The organism is Actinoplanes sp. CA-252034 (assembly GCF_050956125.1).
Taxonomy (GTDB): domain Bacteria; phylum Actinomycetota; class Actinomycetes; order Mycobacteriales; family Micromonosporaceae; genus Actinoplanes.
Genome location: NZ_CP191846.1, coordinates 7671894 through 7687248, shown reverse-complemented (window position 1 = coordinate 7687248; position 15355 = coordinate 7671894). Strand labels below are relative to the sequence as shown.

Here is a 15355-nt window from a genome sequence, read left to right as displayed (position 1 = left end):
CAACGAGGGAGTGAGCACATGAGCATGTTCGGCAAGCTCGCCGATCGCCTGCTGGCGACCGTCGCCCCGACCGCCGAGGTCGACGCCGCCTGCATCTTCCTGCGCAAGACCACCGTCCAGGCCGGCTGGTGCCGGGGCAGTGTCACGGGCGACCGCATCCCCCGCTACAAGTACACCTACATCTACGACAACTGCGCGGACCGGGTCACGTACAGCTGCCCGGCCGCATGATCCCGGCGGCCCTGCCGCGCCGGCGGCAGGGCCGTTCCCCTGTCGCCGAAGGGCCGCACATGCTGATCGCCGCCGCCGTGATCCTCGCCGTGGCCGGGGCCGTCACGCTGTGGATCCGCGCGAACGTGCTGGTGGTGGTCGTCCGTGGGCCCAGCATGCGGCCCACCTACGACGACGGGGACCGTCTGGTCGCGCGCCGCCGCCGGTCGGCGCCCGGGCGTGGTGACGTCGTGGTGTTCCGCAACCCGCGAGCGCATGGCGTCCCCGGATCGTCCGACGGGCCGCTGCTCGTCAAACGCGTCGCCGCCGGGCCTGCCGGGCCCGCCCCGGAGGGCATGGGCACGGCTGTCGTGCCGGCCGGTCATGTCGCGGTCCTCGGCGACAACCCGGCGCAGAGCCTGGACTCCCGGCATCTCGGCTTCATCCCGGTCGAGAACGTGATCGCCGTGGTGGTGCGGCGGATGGACACTCACGGCAGGGCCTTGCGCACCTCCGGATCCAGCGAGCCGTAGACCTCGTCCGGCTCTGTCCGGGTCGCCGCCAGGACGGTGGTGAAGAACCGGCGGGCCGCCACCGCGGCGATCACGTGGAAGATGTCGGTCTCGGACAGGCCGTGCTCGCGCAACCGGTCCACGTCGGCCGGCGTGACGGCCGACGGATCACCCGCCACGATCTCCGCGAACTCCATGACCGCGACATCGACCGGCGCCAGACGCGACCGGCCGGTGACCGCGTCGAGCAGGCCGGCGTCGTCGAGGAACGCCTCCCGCAGCGCCGTGGCGAACGCGAGCGAGCAGTACCGTGAGCCGATCCGCCGGGCCGCGGCCAGCGTCACCAGCTGATACCGGCGCGGATCCATCGCCGACCGCAGCGCCTTCGAGAGCCCGGCCCAGCCCGCCTGCACGTCCGGGGCCAGCGCGAACACCCGCGAATAGTTGGCGACGTAACCCATCCGCCCACGGTCGGCGTCGTAGAGCGGCGAGGACTCCGGAGTCTGCAGCAGTGTCATGGCCGCCGACCGTAGCGGTGCGCCGGCGCGATCTCGTGGGGGAAACCCCCTAACTCGGGCGCCGCCGGGCCGCGGCCGCCGCCTGACCGCGACTGGTCACCCCGAGCTTCGCGAGCACCGCGGAGACGTGATGCTCGACGGTCTTCACCGACAGGGTCAGCCGGGCCGCGATGTCCGCGTTCGACAATCCGTCGGCGAGCAGAGCCAGCACCTGCGCCTGCCGGGCCGTCAGCCCCGCGTCGTTGGCCACGGTCGCCGGGCGCGGCCCACGCGGCACCCCGGTCACCCCCTGCCGGCGCAGCGCCGCCCGCAGCCAGGCCGCCGCCCGCACGGCACCTAACCGATCACATGCGGTCAAGACCTCCGGGGGTACGGAAACCGGCGCGTCCCCGGCCAGCCGAAGGTGACCGGCCAGCTCCGCGGCGAACCACCGGTGCCCCCGTGCGACCGCCTGCTCGTATGCCGGCTGTGCCTCCGCCAGCGCCCGCTCCCGGTCACCGTCGAGCCGGAAATACTCCGACCGGGCCGCCGCCACCGGACCCGTCCACTGCAGCTCCGCCAGACCGTAGGCGTGCGCCGCCGCCGCATCCAGGTCGGCCAGCGCCCCGTCGTCACCCCGCGCCGACCGGATCCGCCCCCGCACCACCAGCGCCGGAACCACCGCCACGCCGCCCCGGCTGGGCCGCCCCAGCGACGCCTCGGCATCCTCCAGCGCGCCCGCCCAGTCCCACGCCGCGAACCGGATCATCGCCCGCAGGCCGAGCAGATACTGCACGTACCCGTCCAGATCCTGCTCGACGGCATAGGCGAGCGCCTCCTCGAGCACCTCCCCGGCATCGTCGTGGCGGGCCCGCGTCTCCCGCGTCGTCTCGATGGCGTCGCCGTGGCCGGCCTGTTCGATCAGCGCCGACGTCAGGTTGACCAGCGCCCGGGCAGCGTGGTCGGCCGACCCCGCCGCGGCCGCCTCGCGATGCAGTTGGCGCAGCTGCCCGGCGGCGGCCGGATCACCCGACAGCATGCGGGCGCTGGCCACGTTGACGCGCGCGTGCAACTCCGTCTCCGTGTCACCGAGCGCGGCGGCCAACTCCCCGGCCCGCTCACCCCACCGCACCGCCGCGTCCGGCTCGTACGCCAGCATGTGCAGCTGGGACCGGTTGCTGTACGCCATCGCCAGCGGCCGGCCGGGCGGCCCCTGCTCCAGCGCCTCGACCGCCTCGGCCGCGGCCTCCCGGGCCTCCACGCCACGGCCGCTCCACCACGCCAGCCGGGAGATCCAGCGTAGACAGTCGCCGGCCCGGTCCCGGTCGCCGAGAGACCGCCACACCCGCAGCGCGTCGCGGCAGGCGGGCAGGCCCTCTCCGGCGACCCCGGACAGATACGCTTGTACGGCGTACGCCTCCAGAAGATCTGCCCTCTCCGCAGGGGGCAGCCCGGACGCGTACGGAAGCATCGCCCGGTAGTGGGCCGCGGCCTCGCGGTGGGCGCCCTGCCCGGCGGCCCGCACCGCCGCCGCAGTGCCGTGCCGCAACACCGCCGCCCCGTCACCGGCCGGGCGCGCGTGGTGTGCCAGACGCGCCGGATCGATGCCGTCCACACGTTCCAGCAGGTCGAGAGCCCGCCGGTGCAGCGCGACCCGGGCCACCGGCGACAGCGACTCCTCGACGACCCGGCGCAGAAGCTCATGCCGGTACGCGACCCCGTTCCCCGACCGGGTGAGCACCCCCGAGTCCAGGCACTGCTGCACCTCGGCCCCGAACCCGCCGAGAACCGCCGTCTCCGCCCGTGTCGGGATCACCGCGACCAGCCGGGCCAGCTCACGAGCCGGCGCCGGCAGGCCCCGCAGCCGGGCCAGCACGAGATCCTGAACCGCGGCCGGCGGCCCCGCCGCGTCATCGGCGAGCACCTCCGTCACCAGGAGAGGGTTACCCCCGGTGAGATGAAACAGCTCCACAGCGTCCCGGCCGGCGTGGGCCGCCTGCTCGCTCACACACGCCTCGGAGAGCGGGGCCAGCGGAATCCGGCGCACCACCTCCCGGGGCATCGCCGCCAGCGCCGCCCGCAGCGGATGCTCCGGCCCCACCTCGTCATCGCGGAACGTCACCACGAGCATGGCCGCCAGCCGCCCGATCCGCCGGGACAGGAACACCAGCAGGTCCGTCGTCGCCTCGTCGGCCCAGTGCGCGTCCTCGACGATCACCACCGGCAGCGGCCGCGCGTGGGGCCCCGACAACTCGCCGACCAGCGCGGACAGCACCTCGCCACGGTCCGCTCCGGCGGTCAGCCGCTCGGCCAGCCGGCCACCGACCTGCCGCCCGATGTCGTGCACCGGACCCAGCGCCCGCGGCGTGACCAGCGGATCGCACACGCCGAGCAACACCCGGGCCCGCGGGCCGCAACGCCGGGTGAACGCGGTGACCAGCGCCGACTTCCCGATCCCCGCCTCACCGGCGACGAGAGCCACCCGCCCGGAACGCCGGCTGTCCCGCAACAGCCCGTCCAGCTGCGCCAGCGCCCCGGCTCGTTCCCACAGCTCCATCGCCCGGAATCGTACGACGCTCCTGTCGCCGCCCACATCGCCTGCTGCGCAGCCAGGTGCGGTGCCGGTCAGGGTGGTGGGGCCGACGCCAGGTCGATGGCCTCGTCCGGGGGAGGACGGCCGCCTCGGCCAGGGCGGCGGCGAACCGTTGCGGGCCGAGGGCGGCACGGGCGGCCGCGGCGGCGGACCGTGCCGGTTCGGAGGCTTCCGGGTCGGTGCGCAGGCCGAGGGCGTGAACGGCGCCGAGCAGGCGGGCGGCGCGTTCCGGCTCTCCGGCGGCGACGGCCAGTCCGGCGAGCCGGTCGAGGGCCTCCGCCATCACCTGGAATCCGAGCATCCCGGCACGGACCGTGAACACCTCCCTATACCGTGCCCCGGCGGCGGCCGGATCGCCGGTCAGCTCGGCGATCCGGCCCAGCATCACCAGGATCGTCATCCGGGTCCCATCGGCGCTGTACCAGCCGGCAGGGCACGCGGCGAGGGCCTCGTTGCCGTACCGCAGCGCCTCGGCCAGGGCCTCCCGATCAATGTCACCGACCGCCGATCTGGACCCTGCCGTGAAGTCGGTCCCGGCCGCCGAGCCCGGATCTGCCGGGGGCGGGGCGTCTGGGGAGAGCGCGGTGGGCGGCGTCGGGTCGCTGGGTCGGGAGGCTCCGGCGGATGCGGATGCGGGCCGGGATGGGGCGGAGCGGTGCAGGGCCAGGGAGCCGAGGCCGAGCAGGGCGGCCGCCACGAGCTCGGGGGCTCCGGCGGAGCGGGCCAGCTCCGTGACACGGGTGAAGTCGGCCGCGGCGCCCGCGAGGTCGCCGGTGTCCATGCGGGCCTGGGCGCGCCCGCGGAGCAGGTCGGCGGCGTCCACGGTGGAGCCCAGCTCGCCGGCCAGGTCCAGGGCCTCGGCGGTCGGGGCGATGGCGGCCGCGGGGTCGCCCCGCCACGAGGCGAGCTCGGCGAGTCCGGAGAGGGCGAGCATCGCGCCCCAGCGGTCGCCGAGAGCACGGAAGCCGTCGAGTGACGACTGGAACTCGGGTTCTGCCAGGGCCGGATCGGAGCCGGAGAACATCACCATCCAGCCCGCGCCGATCCCGCCGAGCGCCTTGCTCCACGGGTCGCCCGCGATCTGGCCGCGCAGTCGCCGGTTGAGCTCCATGACGCCCGCCGGGTCACCGGACGGCGGGCCCACCGCCATCGCCGACAGGTACAGCAGGAACGGGTGCGCGGGTGCCGCGGTCAGCGTCCGCATGTAGTCGGTCCAGCGCTCGGCCGGGCGGGCGGTCCGGTCCCCGTCGCTGAGCGCCGCGTTGAACACGGCGATCACGTACTCCTCGGTGTGTCCCGGCGGCGGCTCGGGACCGGCCGCGCGCAGGGTGAGATCGGCGAGCGTCGCGGCCTCGCCTCGCAGCCCCCGCAGCCACCAGTAGAAGGAGAGCGCGGCGACCAGCCGCAACGCCGTCGGCGTCGCGCCGTGCGCGACGCTGCGCCGGACCGCGGCGTGCAGGTTGTCCCGGTCGGCGTCGAGGCGGTCCAGCCAGGCGATCTGATCAAACCCTCGGAGGTACGGATCAGCGCGAACCGCGAGCTCCAGGAAGTACCCGGCGTGCACCCGGTGCATCCGCTCCTGCTCCCGGGACTCGGCGAGACGCTCCGCGCAGAACGCCCGGATGGTCTCCAGCATCCGGTAGCGGTCCCCGTCCCGTTCGACGAGTGACTTCCCGACGAGCCCGGCCAGCACGTCGACGACCGTGGTTGGCTCGACGTCCGGCGGGCCGGCGCCGACGGGACCGGCCGGCACGTCGACGACGGCGGCTGGCTCGACGTCCGGCGGGTCGGCGCCGACGGGACCGCAGACCCGTTCGACGGCGTCGAGGGTGGCGCCGCCGGTGAAGACGGTGAAGCGGCGGGCCAGGACACGTTCCGGTTCGGTGAGCAGGTCCCAGCTCCAGGCGACGACGGCCTGCAGCGTGCGGTGCCGTCCCGCGGCGGTGCGGCTGCCACCCGACAGCAGCCGGAACCGGTCGCCGAGCCGGGCGGCGATCTCGGTGACCGGCAGCGCGTGCAGGCGGGCCGCCGCCAGCTCGACGGCGAGTGGCAGCCCGTCGAGGGTGCGGCAGAGCTGCCGGATCGCGTCGGCGTTCGCGGCGGTGACCGTGAATCCGGGCGTGACGTCCGCGGCCCGGTCCAGGAAGAGCCGTACCGCCGGGAACGCGGCGAGCGCGGCGGCGGTCGCCCGGGGGTGTGAAGGCAGCGTGCCCGCGGAGCCGGCCGGCCGGGCCGGGACCTCGGGTGGGACCGGGAGGCCGGCGACCGGCAGCAGGGCCTCCCCGGTGATGCCGAGCGGCTCCCGGCTGGTGGCGAGGATCCGCAGGCCGGGCGCCCCGGCCAGCAGCCGGGCGGCCAGCGCGGCGGCCGCGTCGACGACGTGTTCGCAGTTGTCCAGGACGAGCAGGAGCCGCCGGTCGCTGAGGGCGCCGACGAGCCGGTCGATCACTCCGGGCGCCGCGGTGGGGGCCGGCCGGGGCGGGTTGACGAGGACGTCGCGCAGGCCCAGGGCGGCCTGGACGGCGGAGGGGACGCCGTCGGGTCCGGCGCCGGCCAGCTCGACGAACCAGACGTCGCCGTCGTGGCGGGCCGCGGCCTCGGCGGCGAGACGGGTCTTCCCGGCGCCGCCGGGGCCGTGCAGGGTGACCAGCCGGCGGGTACGCAGCACGGCCGCGACCCGGGACAGGTCGCCGTCGCGTCCGACGAAGCTGGTCAGCTGGCCGGGGACGCCGTGCCGGGCGGGGCCGTCCCGGGCGCCGGTGTGCCGGCGGAGCAGGCCGGTGTGCAGGGCGGACAGCTCCGGGGAGGGGTCGGTGCCGAGCTCGTCGGCCAGGGTGCGGCGGGCGTCCTCGAACGCGGTGAGCGCCTCGGCGGGGCGGCCGGCCGAGGTCAGCGCGCGCATCAGCAGAGCGCGGGGGCGTTCGCGGAGCGGGTGCTCGGCGATCAGGCCGCGGAGCTCGGTGATCGCTTCCGGAGGCAGCGGCGTAGCCCGGGCCAGTTCGGCGTCGTAGCGGTCCTCGAGGGCGGTCAGTCTCAGCTCGGTGAGGCGGGCGGCTTGGGCCTGTGCGAACGGCGCGTCGCGTACGTCCACCAGGGGCTCTCCCCGCCAGAGACCCGCCGCCTCGCGCAGCACGGTGACCGCCCGCTCGTGGTCGCCCTGGGTGAGGGCCCGGTGGCCGTCGGCGGCGAGCGCGGCGAACCGGTGCACGTCGACGTCGTCGCGGGCCGCCGCCAGACGGTATCCGGCCGGGCCCAGCTCGACCGGCAGCGCCTGCCGCAGCCGGGACACCTGTGACTGGAGCGCGTTGGCCGCCCCGGCCGGCGGCTCGTCACCGTAGAGGCCGTCGATCAGCCGGTCGATCGGGACCGGGCGGCCGGCGTCGAGCAGCAGCATCGCGAGCAGCGCACGCAGGCGGGGGCCGCCGAGCGGGATCGGGGTCCCGTCCGGCCGTTCCGCCCGGACGGGACCCAGGACACCGAACCGCATGCCGACGATTCTGCCGTCCCGGGTCTGTCCGGCGAGGACCCGGGGAGCGGTCAGGCGGGGACGGGAACGCCGGACGACGACTCGCTCGCGCTGGCGACCCGGTTACGGCCGGCGTTCTTTGCCGCGTAGAGCGCCCGGTCGGCCGCCAGGACCAGCTCGTCGGTGGTCGCGGCGGCGGGCATGCCGGCGATCCCGACGGAGACGGTGACGGTGTGCAGGCGGGACTCGTCGACGGCGATCGGCGCGGCGCTGACGCCCCGGCGGATCCGTTCGGCGACCTCGGCGGCCTGGTCCGGAGTGGTGTCCGGGAGCAGGACCGCGAACTCCTCGCCACCGTAGCGGGCGACCACGTCGCCGGGCCGGACGAGCTCGCGCAGACGGTGGGTCACCTCGACGAGGACGCGGTCGCCGCCGTTGTGGCCGTACGTGTCGTTGACGGTCTTGAAGTGGTCGATGTCGAGGAGCAGCACGCTGACCGGGACGCCGCTCTTGGACGACCGCTCGCCCTGGTTGCCGAGGGCCTGCTCGAAGAAGCGGCGGCTGCGCAGCCCGGTGAGCCCGTCGGTGACGGCGGCGTGCCGCTGCGCCTGGACGAGCCCGGCCATCCGCAGCATGACCAGCAGGAACAGCAGGTTGCAGACGATGGCCGCGGCGACCACGTGCTCCTGGCCGCCGGCGTAGTGCTGGATGACGATCGAGGTGGGAGCGGTGACCGCGGCGATCGCCAGGACGGCGAGACGGCCGGGGGTGGCGTCGGGTGTCGCGGTGTTGGAGGCGCTGATCATCTTGGGCACCGACGGGTGCAGCACCGCGGCGGCGAAGAGGAAGCTCGCGCCCATCCAGAACGCGTCGAGGAAGTTACCGGCCTGGTAGGTGCCGGCCTGCGTCTGGTAGCCGTAGAGCGCGTCGGCGACCAGGACCAGCCCCAGGTAGGCGCCGACGAACCGGAGCGCGGCGGTGCGGGGCCCGGCGCCGAGCATGAGCCGCGCGCCGACCATCATGATCATCAGGTCGCCGATCGGGTAGGCGACCGACACCAGCGAGGTGAACCTGTCCTCGAAGTCGACCAGCGGCACGATCAGGAACTGGAAGACCAGGTAGCCGGCGCCGATTGCGACGATCGCCGCGTCGATCATGCTGGCGCTGTCCCAGCCGGGGGTCCGCCGCCGCACGATCAGCAGTAGCCCGACCGCCATCAGCGGGTAGGCGAGCAGGTAGAAGAGGTCCGGCACGCCGGGGTACGGCGCTTCGCCGTGCACCAGCGCCTCGAAGTAGAACAGGATGTCCCCGGTGACCCCGGCCGCCGCGGACCCGGCGAGCAGCAGCATGATGGCGCGCATCGACGGGTGACGGCGGGCGGTCACCAGGGCGGCGACGGCGAAGCCGGCGTTGGCGCTGACGTAGAGCGCCACCTGGACACCCGGCCACATGCCGGCGTGGGCGAGCAGGTAGTAGGCGCCGATGAGCACAGGGGCGGCGGCGAGGCAGAGGTGCCAGGCCGCCACGCGACGGAGGGTCATGTGCCCAGGTTGCTCACCCGCGGGTCCCTGCCGGCTGCCGCTCGGGTGCGATCGGGGTGCCCGGCTCGGCGGTTCTGCGGCCGAAGACGAACAGCCGCTGGACGGTGAACCCGGCGGCGAACAGCGCCAGCTCGGTGACGACCTTGCCGACCGCCAGCGATCCGGTCGCCGCGGTGAGCCATTCGAGCAGCAGCACGTTGGCGGTGAGGGAGGCGGCGGCGAGGGCGGCGTAGCGGGGTGCGGCCTCCCGGTGCGGGGTCCGGCCGTCACCACCGAAGACGGCGGCGCGGTTGACCGTGTAGTTGAGGGTCGCGCTGATCAGCCGGGCGATGACGGCGGAGGTGACGAGCTGGCCGGTCCATGAGACGAGGACGGCGAGCAGCGCGGCGTCGACGGCGAAGGCGAGCAGCGACGATCCGGCGAAGGCGAGCAGCGGCCCGTAGATCCGCGCTGAGTCGATGATCGGCCGGAAGTGCGAGGAGCTGTTGCCGTCGAGGTAGACGGTGGCGATCTCGACCTCCTCGACGGGCAGCCGCTCGCGGGCGGCGCGGAGTAGGAGCCTCAGCTCGTACTCGAAGCGGTCGCCGGTCACCCGGCCCAGCCATCCGAGCATCCGGGCCGGGTAGCCGCGCAGCCCGGTCTGCGTGTCGGTCACCGCGAGCCCGGTGATCAGGCGGAACAGGATCCGGGTGGCGGCGTTGCCGTACCGGCTGCGGGCCGGCACCGGCCCGGTGAACCGGCGCACCCCGAGCACCATGGCGGCCGGTGAGGTGCTGAGCCGCCCGGCGACCGCCTCGATGTCCTCGACCCGGTGCTGCCCGTCGCTGTCGGCGCAGACCACGTCCTCACCCGGGTGGCGGGCGGCGATGTGCGCGAATCCGGTCTTCAGAGCGAAGCCCTTGCCGCGGTTGGTGGGCAGGGTGACCACTTCGGCGCCGGCGAGGCGGGCGGTCTCGAACACCTGGGCGTACGGGCCACCCGAACCGTCGTCGATGATGAGGATGCGATGGCGGTTCAGCCGTTCGACGAGGTGCACCAGGCGCCGGTCGGGCTGGTATGCGGGAATGAGCACGATCATCGTCGTCACCCGGCCACGTAGAGGATGTCGCTGGTGCCGCGCTCCTGGCCCTTGCCGAGCGGGTTGTTGACGAGCCTGTCCTGGAAGATCATCGCCGAGCTGCCGCCCCCGTCGAGGTTGTAGGCGACCCGCGCTCCGAGCCCGGCGAAGATCTCCGCGAACTCCGGCATGGTCACGCCCCGGCTGTAGCCCTTGCTGCGCCCGTCGACGACGACGAAGAGCAGGTGGTTGGTGTCGACGATGCCGATCCCGGTGCGTGGCTGCTGCCCCTGGATGGAGTGGTTGCCGAAGTTGGTGTCCACCTCGACCTGGTCGATGCCGGAGATCACCGCGCCGTCCTGGACGAGCCCCGGTCCGAACGACAGCGTGTTCCACACCCCGTCCTCGATCAGCTCGTCGGCGCTGGTCTTCGTCTCGTCGTAGAGCTTCATCGACCCGTCGGCGTAGAGGGCCAGCCCCTGCCGTGCCCCGGAGTCACGGAACTTGACCCCGTTGCGGACGACGATGCCGGTGTCCCGGAACCCGTAGTAGTCGCCGTTGATCGCCAGGACCGCGTCGGCGGAGGCGGCGATCTCGGAGGGGTTCGCGATGATGTTCTCGCCGAACTGGTCCTGCGCGAACGCCGACCTGACGATCGTCGCGTCGGTGACCTGCACGTCGGCCACGTAGTAGGTGACCTTGTCGTTGCCCGACCCGACCGCCACGTTCTTGATCTTGATGGTGGCGGTGTCGCTGGAGTAGCTGCTGGCGGTCGCCGTTCCGGTGCTGTCCGGCTCGGCCGCGACCACGTTCTGTGCGGCCAGCTGGGAGACGCCGGACACCTCCACGTGGTCGAGGACGTAGCGGTCGAGGGCCCAGGCGCTACCGCCGCCGGCAGCGGCGAGCAGGCCCAGCCCACCGGCGAGGAGACCGCGGCGGCCGATCCGGCGGGACTTCGGGGGTACGGGATTCGTCGTCACGCATCGCAGTCAACCGGCGGATCTTGTGGGCCTCCTGTGCCCGGCCCATGGGTCGATCGTGAGTTAAAGCCGGGCCAGGTGCTCGCGAAGGATCTCCGGCGTCCGGCTGGGCAGCTCCGCCTCGATGAACAGCCGGCCGATCGCCGCCGCGTACCGGTCGACCTCCTCACGCCGCTCCAGATAGAGGCCGCTGGTGAGGTGTTCGATGTAGACGACGTCCGGCAGTTTCTCGTGCGGGAACCGCAGGATGCTGAACGCCTGCCCGGCCGCCGCGTGCCCGCCCTTCTCGAACGGCATGACCTGCAGTCGCACCCGCGGCGACTCGCAGACCTCCAGCAGATACTCGATCTGCTCCCGGTGCACGTCGCGGCCGCCGATCGGACGGCGCAGCACCGCCTCGTCGAGGACCGCCCACAGCCGTGGCGCGTCCGGTCGCCGCAGCACCTGCTTACGGGCCATCCGCAGCTGCGCCCGCCGGGTGATCTCCTCGGGCCCGCCGTCCTCGTGACCGAGCGCGATCACGGCCCGCGCATACGCGTCGGTCTGCAGCAGGCCGGGCACGAACTGGATCTCGTAGGTGCGGATCAGCTCGGCCGCCTGCTCCAGATCCAGATAGTTCTGGAACCAGGTGTCCAGCACGTCCCCGAACGCCTGCCACCAGCTCGGCGCGTTGGCCTCACGCATCATCGCCAGAACCCGCCGGTGCTCGGCCGGGTCCTCGACCCCGTAGAGCTTGAGCAGGTCGGTGACGTCACGTTCCTTGAAACTGACCCGGCCCAGCTCCATCCGGCTGATCTTCGACTCGCTCGCCCGGATCGTGTAGCCGGCCTGGTCACGGGTGAGCCCCTTGGCCCGGCGCAGGGCACGCAGATGACCGCCGAGCTGAAGCCGGCGGACCGTGGCCCCACTGTTGTGGCTGAAGCCGTCGTCGTTATCGGTCACTTGGTCGGGCACGTGGACCTCTTCGAGAGTCCTCTGTGGATCCTGGGCTGGCGATCCGCATCAGCATACTCACGTGAGGGCCCCACCCGCTCCGGAGGTCAACTCGAAGAGCGACGATTCGGTCACGACGGCGGCGCCCGGGACCGTCGCCGGTCCCGGGCGCCGCACCGGGGGGTGCAGGAGTGGTCAGCGGCCGCCGCGACGGCCCTGGCCGCCACCGGCGGGAGCCTGCCCGGCGGTCACCGTGGCGACCTTCGTGGCCGAGCCGAGCGAGCCCGAGGCGGCCAGACCGCCCGTGCTCGCGCCGGTCGCCGTCCCGCCGGTGCTGATCGTGTACGACTCCCCGCTCGTGATCTTCGACGAGGAGAAGGTGATGTTCTGCACGCTCTTGCTCGTCACGTAGGTGGCGACGACCGTACCGTCACCGTCGGTGATCTGCACCGTGGTGCCGGCCGCGATCGCGCTGTCCAGAGTGGCCGAGATCCAGCCCTGCCCCGAGTCGGCGCCCGGCGTGACCACCATGCCTGCGCTGCCCGCGGCGAGCAGCGTGCCGCCGCTGACGGTGAAGGTGCCGTTGACGTCGAGCGCCCCGTTGCCGTTGCCCTCCGGTCCGTTCACCACGACCGTGCCGCCGGTGATCGACGCGACGCCGTTGGAGTCGAGCCCGTCGCCCTCCGAGTCGATGACCAGGCTCCCGCCGTTGATCGTCACGGAGAAGTCACCGACCTCCTCGCCGCCGCCGGGGCCACCGCCGCCGCCCGGGAACCCGCCGCCCTGCTGCCCGCCCTGGTCGGCCGTGTCGGTGCCGGTGGTGCCGCCCGCGCCGTTGATGCCGTCGTCGCTGGAGATCACGTGCACCGTGCCGTCGTTGAGGACGAAGACGGCCGCCTCCAGGCCCTCGACCGCCGCGGTCACCTCGAGGGAGCCGCCGTCGATGATCTGCTGCCCCTCGGCGTGCACCCCGTCGTCGCCGCTGGCCACGGTCACCTTCGCGCCGTTGAAGTGCACCGCGCCGTCGGTGTGCACCGCGTCGTCGGACGCGTCGACGGCGATGGTGCCGCCTTCGAGAACCGTGATCACCCCGGACTTGAGCCCCTTGGCCGACGTGTCGTCGGCGGGCTGGACGGTGTGCCCACCGCCGGCCGTGATCGTCAGCGTCCCGTTGGTGACCACGATGTCGGTGGCCGCGTCCACGCCGTCACCCTCGCTGGTCACCTCGACCGTCCCACCGGAGATCGACACGTACCCGGAGTCGGCGTCCTCGGTGTTGTCGGCCTTGACGCCGTCACCGCCCGCGGTGACCGTGATCGTCCCACCGGAGACCGCCACGTAGTCCTTGCCGCGCAGCCCGTCGTCCTTCGCCGTCACGGTGATCGTGCCCGACTCCACGAGCAGGCCGTCCTTGCTGGTGATCCCGTCGTTGCCGTTACCGGTGACGGTCAGCTTCCCGGCGCCGGTGACCGTGAGGTCGCCGGCGCTGAACAGGGCGGCGTCGACGTCCGCGTCGTCGGCGTAGGACGACGCGTCGGACAGGGTGTTGCTGCTGCCGTCGGCGAGCGAGACGACGAGCTGACCGACCTCGGTGGCGGCGATCGCCGCGGTGGTGGTGCTGCTGATCTCGGCGCCGTCGAGGATCAGGGTGACCGTGGCGTCCGGCGCGTTCACGACGATCTGCCCGTCGAGTCGTCCGCTGATCCGGTAGGTGCCGGCCGCGGCGATGGTGACCGTGCCCCCGTCGACGGTGACGCCCTCCCCGGACGCGGTGGCCGAACTGCCGGTCAGCTCGACGGCGACCGCGTCGGAGGAGGAGTCGCCGGCGGTGTGGACCGCCTTGTCCGCCTTGAGGACGGTGGCCGCGTCCTGGGTGCCGTCGACCGTCGAGGCTGCGACGGTGCTGGTGGCGGCCACCTCGGTGGCCGCGGTGGTGGCATCGGAGGAGGAGCACCCGGCCAGCACGGCGGTGGCCAGGACCAGGGAGCTGACGGCGGCGACGACCTTCTTGCGGAGTCTCATCAGAGTCCCTTCGAGGTGGTGGTGAAGTGCCGGCGCAGGACGGGGCGCCAGCGGTTGGCGGGGAGCTCGGGGCGCAGGGCGGCGAGCCCGGTCGCGTACTTGGAGATGGAGGCGGGACGGTGGCCGAGCGACCAGAGCAGCCGGTCGACGTCGGAGGCGGCCCGGCCGGACTTCGTCTCGACGATCACCGAGCGGGGCATGTGGACGGCCGAGCCGTCCGGCAGCTGCCAGGACAGGCCGGTGTCGACGGTGACCCGGCTGCCGGTCGACGGCACGTAGAGCGTGTTGCGGCGGTAGTAGGTGGCCATCACCGGGCGCAGCAGGTCCACGTCGGGACGGAGCCCGGCCTCGGCGAGGACGGCGGCCGCGTACGCCCGCCCGTCCGCGCCCAGGTCGGCGCCGTCCCCGGCGTACGGGATGCGCTCCTTGACGGTGACCCCGCGGCAGCCGCGCGTCTTGACCTCGACGAAGTTCAGGCCACTGTCCAGATAGGTGCGCACGCGGACCTTGAAGCGGCGGCGACGCTGGTGTGCCGCGGCCAGGAAGCTGTCCAGGGCGGCCGTGTCGAAGTAGACCGACCGGTAGCCGAAGGTGCGCTGGTGATCGATCTGCAGGGCCCGAACCTCGTGCGGCATCCGGTCCAGCAGGCCGGGCAGGGCCTCGGCGGGCAGCACGTACTTGCGGTCCAGGCGGGTCAGGAGGGCGGCCTCGCCGACCAGCTCGTCCAGGCTGATCGGGGCGAAGCGGTGGAAGAGCGGAACCTCGGTGGTGACGGTCATCGGGCGTTCACCCGCTCCATCTGCGGGCCCAGCCGGCCGGCGGCGCGGCCGTGGCCGGAGCCGGCGATCCACCGGACCTCGACCAGGGTGCTGTCGTTGACCATGTCGATCTGCTTGACCGCGACGGCCGTCACCTGGCCACCGAGGACCTGTTCGAGGTGGGCCCGCAGGGCGCTCTCGTCGCTGTAGGCGACGTCGAGCCGGATCAGCTGGTTGCGGTGCCGGCGGAACAGCGCCGGGTGGTCACCGACGAAGAGCGCCGCCACGACCAGGGCCATCAGGCTCAGGTGCAGGACGTTCATCACGTTACCGAGCCCCGCGATGAGGCCCAGGGCGAGCGCGGCGAAGTAGTACGCGATCTCGTGCTGGCTGATCTCGTCGGAGCGGAGCCGGATGATCGACAGCACGCCGAAGAGCCCGAGCCCGAGACCCGCCCCCACGGTCGAGGAGCCGAGGACGGTGGCGACCGCGAGGACGCCGATGTTCACTCCGAGGAAGGCGGTGACCAGATCCCGCCGCCGGTGGCGGGGGAAGTAGACACCGAACGTCAGGACGATGATCGCGACGAGATCCGCGGCGACGGCGAGCAACGTGGTCACTAGAGGCTTCCTTCAGGTGGCGTTCATCAGGTGTTTCCATTTCGCCGGAACACCCTGTGCGCGTCCTGTGGAGCCTCTGTGCTGCGGGTCTGAGACCCGCCGAACGTAACGCGGGTCACCACCGGGCCGCCTGCAGCGCCGGTGGTGACCCGCGTCGGTGAATCGT

Annotated in this window: 12 protein-coding genes; 2 read left to right on the top strand and 10 right to left on the bottom strand. The window is 73.3% G+C overall.

Annotated elements, in window-relative coordinates:
- The first annotated feature begins 18 nt into the window (after positions 1-18).
- Together ACQPZW_RS34925 and ACQPZW_RS34920 are read left to right on the top strand one after the other, a co-directional pair.
- Positions 19-231, top strand: a complete 213-nt coding sequence (locus ACQPZW_RS34925; protein WP_433790276.1) for a hypothetical protein — start codon at positions 19-21, stop codon at positions 229-231.
- Positions 228-743 (top strand): S26 family signal peptidase, encoded by a 516-nt coding sequence (locus ACQPZW_RS34920; RefSeq protein ID WP_433790275.1) that lies wholly within the window; start codon positions 228-230, stop codon positions 741-743. Before ACQPZW_RS34925 ends, ACQPZW_RS34920 begins: the two co-directional genes overlap by 4 nt.
- Here the strand turns inward: ACQPZW_RS34920 and ACQPZW_RS34915 are convergent.
- The 10 genes from ACQPZW_RS34915 to ACQPZW_RS34870 form a co-directional block, all read right to left on the bottom strand.
- On the bottom strand, positions 701-1240 hold the full coding sequence (locus ACQPZW_RS34915) for a carboxymuconolactone decarboxylase family protein (RefSeq protein WP_433790274.1): 540 nt from the start codon (positions 1238-1240) through the stop codon (positions 701-703). The two genes, ACQPZW_RS34920 and ACQPZW_RS34915, sit on opposite strands and share 43 nt — an antisense overlap.
- Positions 1241-1289: 49 nt before the next feature.
- Positions 1290-3776: an ATP-binding protein gene (locus tag ACQPZW_RS34910; protein WP_433790273.1), complete on the bottom strand. Its 2487-nt coding sequence runs from the start codon at positions 3774-3776 to the stop codon at positions 1290-1292.
- On the bottom strand, positions 3682-7299 hold the full coding sequence (locus ACQPZW_RS34905) for a BTAD domain-containing putative transcriptional regulator (protein WP_433790272.1): 3618 nt from the start codon (positions 7297-7299) through the stop codon (positions 3682-3684). Before ACQPZW_RS34905 ends, ACQPZW_RS34910 begins: the two co-directional genes overlap by 95 nt.
- Before the next feature lie 50 nt (positions 7300-7349).
- Positions 7350-8819, bottom strand: coding sequence for a diguanylate cyclase (locus ACQPZW_RS34900; RefSeq protein WP_433790271.1), 1470 nt, complete (start codon positions 8817-8819; stop codon positions 7350-7352).
- Between the two features lie 13 nt (positions 8820-8832).
- A complete protein-coding gene (locus ACQPZW_RS34895) occupies positions 8833-9897 on the bottom strand; it encodes a GtrA family protein (protein ID WP_433797703.1) in 1065 nt (354 codons plus the stop codon).
- A gap of 5 nt (positions 9898-9902) precedes the next feature.
- Positions 9903-10856, bottom strand: a complete 954-nt coding sequence (locus ACQPZW_RS34890) for a phosphodiester glycosidase family protein (RefSeq protein WP_433790270.1) — start codon at positions 10854-10856, stop codon at positions 9903-9905.
- 63 nt (positions 10857-10919) lie between these two features.
- Complete coding sequence (locus ACQPZW_RS34885) at positions 10920-11810, bottom strand: helix-turn-helix domain-containing protein (RefSeq protein ID WP_433790269.1); 891 nt, start codon at positions 11808-11810, stop codon at positions 10920-10922.
- A 174-nt stretch (positions 11811-11984) separates the two neighbouring features.
- Entirely contained in the window at positions 11985-13811 is a 1827-nt protein-coding gene (locus tag ACQPZW_RS34880; protein ID WP_433790268.1) for a carbohydrate-binding domain-containing protein, read from the bottom strand.
- Positions 13811-14590, bottom strand: a complete 780-nt coding sequence (locus ACQPZW_RS34875; protein ID WP_433790267.1) for a polyphosphate polymerase domain-containing protein — start codon at positions 14588-14590, stop codon at positions 13811-13813. The genes ACQPZW_RS34880 and ACQPZW_RS34875 overlap by 1 nt, the downstream gene beginning before the upstream one ends.
- Positions 14587-15189 carry a DUF4956 domain-containing protein gene (locus tag ACQPZW_RS34870; protein WP_433790266.1) on the bottom strand — a complete coding sequence of 201 codons (603 nt, stop codon included), beginning with the start codon at positions 15187-15189 and terminating at the stop codon, positions 14587-14589. Before ACQPZW_RS34870 ends, ACQPZW_RS34875 begins: the two co-directional genes overlap by 4 nt.
- Positions 15190-15355 lie beyond the last annotated feature (166 nt).

Excerpts from the sequence above, each read along its gene's own strand:
- ACQPZW_RS34925 (WP_433790276.1), top strand. The coding sequence starts at position 19 with ATGAGCATGTTCGGCAAGCTCGCCGATCGCCTGCTGGCGACCGTCGCC.
- ACQPZW_RS34920 (WP_433790275.1), top strand. The coding sequence starts at position 228 with ATGATCCCGGCGGCCCTGCCGCGCCGGCGGCAGGGCCGTTCCCCTGTC.
- ACQPZW_RS34915 (WP_433790274.1), bottom strand. The coding sequence starts at position 1,240 with ATGACACTGCTGCAGACTCCGGAGTCCTCGCCGCTCTACGACGCCGAC.
- ACQPZW_RS34910 (WP_433790273.1), bottom strand. The coding sequence starts at position 3,776 with ATGGAGCTGTGGGAACGAGCCGGGGCGCTGGCGCAGCTGGACGGGCTG.
- ACQPZW_RS34905 (WP_433790272.1), bottom strand. The coding sequence starts at position 7,299 with ATGCGGTTCGGTGTCCTGGGTCCCGTCCGGGCGGAACGGCCGGACGGG.
- ACQPZW_RS34900 (WP_433790271.1), bottom strand. The coding sequence starts at position 8,819 with ATGACCCTCCGTCGCGTGGCGGCCTGGCACCTCTGCCTCGCCGCCGCC.
- ACQPZW_RS34895 (WP_433797703.1), bottom strand. The coding sequence starts at position 9,897 with ATGATCGTGCTCATTCCCGCATACCAGCCCGACCGGCGCCTGGTGCAC.
- ACQPZW_RS34880 (WP_433790268.1), bottom strand. The coding sequence starts at position 13,811 with ATGAGACTCCGCAAGAAGGTCGTCGCCGCCGTCAGCTCCCTGGTCCTG.
- ACQPZW_RS34875 (WP_433790267.1), bottom strand. The coding sequence starts at position 14,590 with ATGACCGTCACCACCGAGGTTCCGCTCTTCCACCGCTTCGCCCCGATC.